Annotated in this window: 7 protein-coding genes; 4 read left to right on the forward strand and 3 right to left on the reverse strand. The window is 46.0% G+C overall.

The features are described from left to right. Positions 1 to 190: 190 nt before the first annotated feature. Entirely contained in the window at positions 191 to 1903 is a 1713-nt protein-coding gene (locus ACTIE6_RS12385; protein ID WP_439556936.1) for a T9SS type A sorting domain-containing protein, read from the reverse strand. Between the two features lie 361 nt (positions 1904 to 2264). On the opposite strand from ACTIE6_RS12385, the gene ACTIE6_RS12390 reads away from it, so the two are divergent. The 4 genes from ACTIE6_RS12390 to rlmB all read left to right on the forward strand — a co-directional run bounded on the left by ACTIE6_RS12390 (position 2265) and on the right by rlmB (position 6213). Then, positions 2265 to 3185: an aspartate carbamoyltransferase catalytic subunit gene (locus tag ACTIE6_RS12390; protein ID WP_439556937.1), complete on the forward strand. Its 921-nt coding sequence runs from the start codon at positions 2265 to 2267 to the stop codon at positions 3183 to 3185. 30 nt (positions 3186 to 3215) lie between these two features. Then, positions 3216 to 4106 carry an SDR family oxidoreductase gene (locus tag ACTIE6_RS12395; protein WP_439556938.1) on the forward strand — a complete coding sequence of 297 codons (891 nt, stop codon included), beginning with the start codon at positions 3216 to 3218 and terminating at the stop codon, positions 4104 to 4106. A 71-nt stretch (positions 4107 to 4177) separates the two neighbouring features. Next, positions 4178 to 5464: a GWxTD domain-containing protein gene (locus tag ACTIE6_RS12400; protein ID WP_439556939.1), complete on the forward strand. Its 1287-nt coding sequence runs from the start codon at positions 4178 to 4180 to the stop codon at positions 5462 to 5464. Continuing rightward, positions 5440 to 6213 (forward strand): 23S rRNA (guanosine(2251)-2'-O)-methyltransferase RlmB, encoded by a 774-nt coding sequence (gene rlmB, locus ACTIE6_RS12405; protein WP_439556940.1) that lies wholly within the window; start codon positions 5440 to 5442, stop codon positions 6211 to 6213. Before ACTIE6_RS12400 ends, rlmB begins: the two co-directional genes overlap by 25 nt. A 97-nt stretch (positions 6214 to 6310) precedes the next feature. Here rlmB and ACTIE6_RS12410 read toward each other — a convergent pair whose 3' ends face one another. After that, positions 6311 to 6697: a hypothetical protein gene (locus ACTIE6_RS12410; protein WP_439556941.1), complete on the reverse strand. Its 387-nt coding sequence runs from the start codon at positions 6695 to 6697 to the stop codon at positions 6311 to 6313. Positions 6698 to 6830: 133 nt separating this feature from the next. Continuing rightward, a partial coding sequence (gene mnmA, locus ACTIE6_RS12415; protein WP_439556942.1) for a tRNA 2-thiouridine(34) synthase MnmA occupies positions 6831 to 7888 on the reverse strand: 1058 nt, incomplete at its 5' end.

The following is a 7888-nucleotide window of genomic DNA, read 5'->3' on the forward strand; positions in this document are numbered from 1 at the left end:
CTTTTACCCTGATCGTTTGCCGACTCCTGTGCCGCTTCCATCGCATTCCACGATACCAGCAGCTTTTCGTCGAGTATTGCTTTGAGCTTTTCTAAAACGTTTGCTTTGTCCATAAAAAATAAAGGTTACCAATATGGTAACCCTATTAAAACTACACTTGATGGTAAAGTTAAGCTTTGGACAACGCAAATCACATTTTTGTGATTTTCTTCCTGACAGACTGCCCGCCGTTCGTTTTGATCTCGACGATGTAAGCGCCTTTGCCCAAGGCAGAAATATCTAACTGACTTGTTTTTTCTTTTTGTATCAAAAGTTTTCTGCTCAGATCGAAAACGTTCAGGTTTTCGACAGTTGCGCCGTTATTCAGCACTACTTCCACAAAATGCTGAGCCGGATTGGGATATACAAAATCGTTCTCTCGCGCGATTGCATTCTTGACAGCGACAATGCGGGAAAGTGTGGCAGTACCATCGTAATCTACCTGATTGAGGCGGTAGTATGTCAGCTGATCGGAAGGCTGCTCGTCAGCATAAGTGTACGTATTACTAGTCCGACTGTCGCCAAGCCCTTTTACCTGACCAATCACCTCGAAATTGACTGCGTCGCGGCTTCTCTGAACTTCAAAATAATCGTTGTTCTCTTCTGAGGAGGTTACCCAGGTTAAACGGTTCCTGCCGGCCGCATCCTTTTGTCCGTTAAAGCTTACCAGATCAACAGGCAATGGCGGACCTGGAAGCGGCGGCGCAGTGGCCATCAGAGATCTTGCATTGCCGAGCAGGTTTGTCTGAGGATTGGTAATCGCGTCGCGCCACAGCTCGGCCGCGCGGCGCTGGCCTTCTTCATTAAAATGCAGCCCGTCGTACCGTCCCGACTGCCCGATCTGGTTTAGGTCTGCACCGCGGAAAACATCGTGGATATCATTGATCAATGCATTTTGCGCATCGGTTTTTTCCTGGTTAATGCCATTGTTATAACAGGAAGTCGCGATCATCCATGGAAGATTATCATAGTTGGCCTCACTTCTGGACTTTTCAATCACCATTTTATTCCTGAAATAAAACCCGGCACCCGTGGTATCCCCGTCATTTACCCCGTGCGCCGAAAGTACAGCCCGCAAGCCCGTGCGCGGCATATAAGTAGTGATCGTATTCCGGATATTGACGTAGGGCATTCTGATACTATATTTAATAAATCCGTGATCAAAATCGATGTTATATGCTGCTTTGTACAAATGTCCCATGCTGCTGCCGCCAAAGGCCGCACTGTAAAACAGTACCGGCACATTGAGCGAGCTTACAAGCAAATCGCCCAGCTGGGTCCAGAACCAGGGATACTGCGCCATCGGAGCGATCCCGCAGTTGAGGCAGAACTGCACCGGCGCAAGAGGCGGAAGATCAGCCGGACTGCCGCTTTCGAGGTATTTATTATAAAGCTCCACATTTGCATTCGGGTCGATTGTATTTACAAGGTCGCTACTCGCAGGCTTCATTTCACTCTCTGCTTTTGCTGCATTGGAGTGGCCTACGATGAGGAATACTTCTCCTACGCCCACTTTTTCAACAATTGTGCTGTTGCCAATCTGTTCGCCATTCTTCATTGTTCTCACTTCCAGATCAAATCTGCCTCCTCTCGAATCGAGTGAGCCTGAGAATATGTAACCCGAGGGATTGCTGACAATGGTAGTCCAACCGACATTAGATCCGGGCTCTCCGCCGCGGGTCTTTAATCTGGCCTGGATCTGGTCGGGATCGTTGAGGTAAGTACCGTTAATAAACACTTTTGCGTCGCCTGACTGATCGCGCTGGTATACCATACGCGAAGGTGGGAAGGTCACATTGACCTGACCAAAGAGTGTTGATGAAGCCAGTAGTAAGTTGATGAAAGTAAAAATTTTCAAATGCATATAATGTAAGATTTAGGTGGAAAATCGACATGAACAGACACACCTGTCTCAGGAATTGACAAAATGCCAACACCGAACAGACTGACAGTATTTCACCATCAATTAATTAGTTGATTATCAAAAAGCAAGGAGGAGATCGATGGATTTGCCGGAAGCACAATGACAAAACCCTTTGTAACAAAAATACCAATTCCTATTACAATTTAAGTACCGATGAATAAATAAATTCTATAAACATTTTATACTCCAAGGTCGGTTCTTTTCGCAAGCCCGCGACCCTGTCGTAGTCCCTATTTGGCCTTTGTTTTTCTCAATGCCAGCATACTTATTATCTTTGCGAAACATTCATTGACAATTCACAATGACAAAACTTTCGGTCCGGCATTTACTTGGCATCAAAAACCTGAACGAGAACGACATCCATACGATTTTAGACACTGCTACTGAATTCAAAGACGTCATTAACCGGCCGATCAAGAAAGTCCCCTCCCTCAGAGATATTACCATTGCCAACGTTTTCTTCGAAAATTCAACCCGTACCAGGCTTTCATTTGAGCTGGCCGAGAAACGGCTTTCTGCGGATGTGGTGAATTTTTCGGCTTCCGGGAGTTCGGTAAAAAAGGGCGAGACACTGCTCGACACGGTCAACAATATCCTTGCAATGAAGGTGGATATGATCGTGATGCGCCACAGCAGCCCGGGTGCGCCGCATTATCTCTCGACACGCATTCCTGCGAATGTGGTCAATGCAGGTGACGGGACTCACGAACATCCTACCCAGGCTTTGCTGGATGCATTTTCAATGCGGGAAAAACTGGGGGATTTAGGGGGCAAAAAGATTGCAATCATCGGTGATATAACCCACTCACGGGTCGCATTATCTAACATATTCTGTTTGCAAAAACTGGGCGCCGAGGTCATGGTTTGCGGACCTTCCACATTGATTCCTAAGCATCTGGGCGAACTGGGCGTCAAAATCAGCCACAATGTGAAAGAAGCGCTGGACTGGTGCGACGTAGCCAATGTACTCCGCATTCAGCTGGAAAGACAGCAGATCAAGTATTTCCCGTCGCTCAGAGAGTACTCGCTCTATTTCGGCATCAACAAACAGATGCTCGACAACCTTAACAAAGAAATTGTACTCATGCACCCCGGCCCGATTAACCGCGGCGTGGAGCTATCGTCCGATGCAGCCGATTCGCACCACTCCATTATCCTGAACCAGGTTGAGAATGGTGTCGCCGTGAGAATGGCGGTTTTGTACCTGCTTGCCCAGCAATAGGGTTTGTTTTTATTCTAAATCCCCAATTTCATGTCAAACACCGAAGGAATGCTCCGGGAAGGTTCGCTGGCTAACAAGACGATCATTGTGACTGGCGGTGGAACGGGTTTGGGCAAATCCATGTCAGCCTACTTTCTTAAACTAGGCGCCAATGTGGTGATTTGCAGCAGGAAAGAAGATGTTCTGACCAAAGCTGTCGAAGAACTCAAACAGAGTGCCGGCGAAAACATCATCTCGGTACCATGCGATGTGCGCAAGCCGGAGCAAATTGAGCGGGTAATTGCGACAGCTATTGAAAAGTTTGGGCAGGTTGACGGGCTTGTCAACAATTCGGCAGGTAACTTCATCAGTCCGACTGAGCGGCTATCTTACAAAGCGGTCGACGTGGTAGTTGATATCGTACTCCGTGGCTCCTACTATTTTACGCTTGCGTTGGGTAAATACTGGATTGAAAAACAAATCAAGGGAACAGTACTGAACATATCTACTACTTATGCGTGGACAGGCTCCGGCTGGGTAGTACCTTCTGCGATGGCCAAAGCGGGCGTGCTGGCGATGACCAAATCGCTTGCATTTGAATGGGCGAAATACGGAATCCGCCTGAATGCAATTGCGCCGGGACCTTTTCCGACTAAAGGAGCCTGGGACCGCCTTTTTCCGGAAGAGCTCTCAGAGAAGTTTGCATTCGAAAACAGAATTCCACTTAAACGCGTCGGTGATCACCAGGAACTCGCTAATCTGGCGGCTTACCTGATGTCTGATTTTTCTGCATATATGACAGGCGAGGTGATCACACTTGACGGAGGTGAAGTACTCTCCGCCGGACAATTTAACTTTTTAGACGAAGTAACTAACGATCAGTGGGATACGATCGAAAACCAGATCAAAAACGCCAACCGGAACAGCAAGGCTGGTGAATGAAAATTTTCTTACCGTTTTATTGGGTAATTTTGGCGGTTCCTTCGTTATTTGACAAAGGTTGAAGAAAAAACATGAGAACAAGTTTAAGCGTTTTGGCTCATATACTGACCGTTGCTGCATTAGCAGGCTGCGCGTCTTCCAATAAGGTTTCCAAGCCACTCCCGGAGGCGCAGGTAAGGTCTACCCAGCAGGCGGCGCCCAGTGTAAGCGAAGAGCCTTCACTTGTGGCGATCCAGAGCAAGTACATTCTCAAAGATACCACGCAAGCCAAAGTCTACCTTTACGTAGATGCATTCAAAGGCAAAAACCCGATTTCTCCTGCCGATTTTATCAGAACATACAACCTGAACTACGTAATTTACTCGGATTACGGAACGAGGGAGCGGCTGGGCTACGGGAATGTAAAACTGGATTCGTCTAATGTCACCAGCACCGGCAACAAAATCGTGATATCCTACGATCTGAAAAGCCCTGACAGAGAATACGGTGTCCTGCTAAGCGAAATAAGTCAGGTTGGTACTTTGAAAAAGGTGTTGAATGATCTGACGATCCGGTTCAAGAAAATGGATGTAAACCAGACTTATGGTGTTTACACTACCAACAGCACATTGCCCTTACAGCGCCATTATATCAGCAGCAATGAATCTTTTACCGTTAAAAAACTGACAGGAGAAGAGCAGCCGCTGCATGTATACTACTACAATCACGATTTTGAGCCAGCTGGTTCGCCGATGAACATAGCGAACAAAGGTGTAGGTAAATCGCTGGAAATAGATAGCAGCTTCACAATTCAGGCAAACCAGACTTTGAAGTTTGAAAAAGAAGGTTTGTACAACATTTTTGCCGATACCACGCAGTCGGAAGGACTGGGTATACTCGTAGTGAACGAGCGTTTTCCAAAAGTGACGCAACCTCAGCTTCTGCTTGGTCCGTTGCTTTATATGAGCACTAATAATGAAATCAACGAGATCAAGAAAGCGGAAGATTATAAGAAAGCGCTGGATAAATATTGGCTGACGCTGATGAATGGAAATGCGCCGCTTGCACAACAATCGATCCGCTCTTTTTACAGCCGCGTGGAAGAAGCCAATCAGCTGTTTACAACTTATAAAGAAGGGTGGAAAACCGATAAAGGGATGATTTACATCGTACTCGGCCCGCCCGACAAAGTTCAGAGAAGTAAAGACCGTGAAGTTTGGAGTTACGACCAGCGCGGAAATGCCCAGAACGTCAATTTTACATTTAACAGAAAAAACAATCAATTTGTGGATGATCATTATGAACTGGTTCGCTACGCCGAATACCAGCCCATTTGGTATCCAGTTGTAGAAGCATGGAGAAACGGCAGTATACGGTAAGAAAACCCGCCCCAAAACCTTCCTCGGCCGATATGGTCTTTGGAACACAGTCAGTAATTGAGACGCTCCGCTCGGGAAAAGAGATAGAGCGTTTATTCCTTCAGAGAGAGTTAGGTTTTTCAGAAATAGAGAAGCTGGCCAAAGAAAAGGGGGTACCTTTTCAGCGGGTACCCATTGAAAAACTGAACAGAATTACCCGCAAGAATCACCAGGGCGCAATCGCATTTGTTTCCCAGATCCAATATATGCCGCTGCACAATGTGCTGACGCAGGTTTACGAAGATGGGAAAACACCTTTGCTCCTGCTTTTGGATCGCATTACAGATGTAAGAAACTTCGGTGCAATCGCAAGAACTGCTGAATGTGCCGGTGTGCAGGCGATTATTGTCCCAACCAAAGGCGGCGCACAGATCAATGCAGATGCAATGAAAACATCCTCGGGTGCATTAAACTTTCTCCCGGTTTGCCGCGAGCAGAATTTGTACGAAACGCTGCTATACCTAAGAAACAGCGGCCTGCAAATCATCGCCTGTACAGAAAAAACAGATAAGTCGCTCTACGATATCGACTTCGCAGTGCCTACTGTGATTATCATGGGATCGGAAGAGGATGGAATATCAAAAGAATTCATTCAACTGGCAGATAGCGGCGCACGTATACCTTTGAACGGTCAGGTGGAGTCTTTGAATGTTTCTGTGGCGAGTTCGATTGTGCTTTATGAAGCGGTGAGGCAGCGGATAAAAATCTAAGTATAAGACTTGATTTTCAGAGAAAAGTTGTAGTATATTTGTCTAACACCTGAACCGGCATTGGATTGCATCTCCTCTAAGCACGTCAGGTGTTTTTTTATTCAAGCGTTTCCCAACGTATCGATTGCGTAATTGAATAAAGATAATATTGGTTTTGAACAGTTAGTTGGATATTGAAATAGGCGGGCTTCCCGCCTATTTTCGTTTCAAAAAAATGATAGCCAACTATGTGAGGTCTGGGATGATTCTGATGTGAAGTGAAGCCAATATAAGATGCACTTTTTAATGCATCCTCTAATCCATTAATCAACAAGCAAATTTTATCATAGTAGGGATCAAACGGCTGATTGATGCATTCTTTAATTCCCGCCATACTAAATTTGATCTCACCTCCAAGCTCATTACGGAATATACCGACATTTTTAGTTACAAGTTGTGCTTTTACTCTTTCCTTAGCCAATCGGCGTAAAAAATTTAAATCCATCTGTACAGTTCAATTTTCGATGAAGCTATGCAGAGGAACTATTGAGTCAAGTATAAAAAGCTAAGAAACAAAGACCCTTCGACTCCGCTCAGGGTGATAAAAAGTTAAGCTCAAACCAAAAAGAAGGCAACTACTACTGCCGAAAACTCTTCAAAATCCAGCCCCCTCCAACTACATCATCACCTTCATAAAACACAGCTGCCTGCCCGGGTGCGATTCCGTTTACGCCGTCGTGGAAGCGGGCTATTATTTTATCGGGTTCAATCTGCTCTATTAATGCGGGGGTTCCGTCGTGTTTATACCGGACTTTGGTCACTGTTTCCAGAGGCTTTTCAATCGAAGCATATTTTTGAAGGTTCAATTTGCCTACGTACATTCCGTCACGGAACAAGTCGGGTAAATCGCCCAAAACCACTTCATTGGTTTCTTTTCTGATCTCGGTTACAAATGCAGGTTTGCCCAATGCGATGCCTAAACCTTTTCTTTGACCAACGGTATAGAATGGGTAACCTTCATGTTTTCCAACAACGGTACCATCTTCAAAAACGAAATTGCCACCGGCTACTTCTGCTTCAAGTCCGGGTATCCTCCTTTTTAGGAAACCACGGTAATCATTATCAGGCACGAAGCAGATCTCATAGCTTTCTGATTTGTTTACCAGATCTATAAACCCGCGCTCTTTTGCCATTTCCCGAATTTCAGTTTTGTGCAAATAACCAAGCGGCAATTTGGTACGAGCCAGACTTTCCTGCGAGACGCCCCAAAGCACATAACTCTGATCTTTCCAGCTGTCTATACCTTTTGACACATAATACCTGCCGTCATTGAATTGCATATTGGCATAATGCCCGGTCGCGATGAATTCGCAATCGAGCCTATCTGCGCGGCGGAGCAATGCGTCCCATTTAATGTGCGTATTGCACAAAACACAAGGATTTGGCGTGCGGCCTTCGAGATATTCTCCTGTAAAATGATCAATTACATAGTCGCCGAACTCGGTGCGGATATCGAGAATATAATGAGGGAAGCCAAGCTCCACGGCAATATTCCGGGCGTCGTTGATAGAGTCGAGCGAGCAGCAGCCGGTCTCTTTTTTGGTCCCGCCACTGCTGGCGTAGTCCCAGGTTTTCATGGTCATTCCGATGACCTCGTAACCTTGTTCGTGTAACATAACAGCTGCGAGCGAGCTGT

The sequence above is a fragment of the Dyadobacter sp. genome (assembly GCF_051859145.1).
Lineage (GTDB): Bacteria > Bacteroidota > Bacteroidia > Cytophagales > Spirosomataceae > Dyadobacter.